This is a genomic window from Psychrobacter sp. 1U2 (assembly GCF_051847575.1).
On record NZ_JBPYDC010001436.1, the window covers coordinates 1 to 601 of the forward strand.

1 pseudogene is annotated in these 601 nt (G+C 45.4%); it reads left to right on the forward strand.

The window, feature by feature from the left end:
* Positions 1-601, forward strand: a pseudogene (locus ACS8FD_RS22505) (hypothetical protein); the annotation flags it as partial.

Consider the following 601-nt stretch of genomic DNA (forward strand, 5'->3'; position numbering starts at 1 on the left):
TTTTTTATAATGGTCAGCGTCTAACCGATATCCACGAGCATCTGCCTGCTAATCCGGTCAGCGAGCTATTGCAGTTTTTGCGCGGTGAAGTGCAATGGCAGTGGGATCCTCTTAAAAATGCTCAAAAAGATGCGCAGGCTGATTTAACTGCTCAAGTGCAACGTTATCTACCTGAACTGATTGAGAAATGGCTTGTAACGCGCCATCCAGCGCTACCCTTTGCAGATGAAGTATTTGTACAGCCCGACTCTTTATCTACCAATTCTAGCTATGAAAATAATGTTGAAAGAAACAATGAGCAGGATGACGGTCAAGAGCTTATTCAGTCCTTAGCGCGCGCGATGCAAAGCGAAAAGCTCTATCAAAAAAGCACTCATGCGCCTGCAAAAGTCTGGCAAGCGGTGTTTGAGCGTCTGCAAGCGCAAATTGATACGGACACACCCAATCATGCTATCAAAGTCGTGCTACCTAATAGGGCTGAATACGCTCCTATTGCCGCCGCTATCACTCAACCTATTGAGCTAACCGCTGAGCACAATACGTTCCTTTTTGATGTTCAGCAGGTTGATATGCAGTATTTGTACTATCATGTACGTCATCC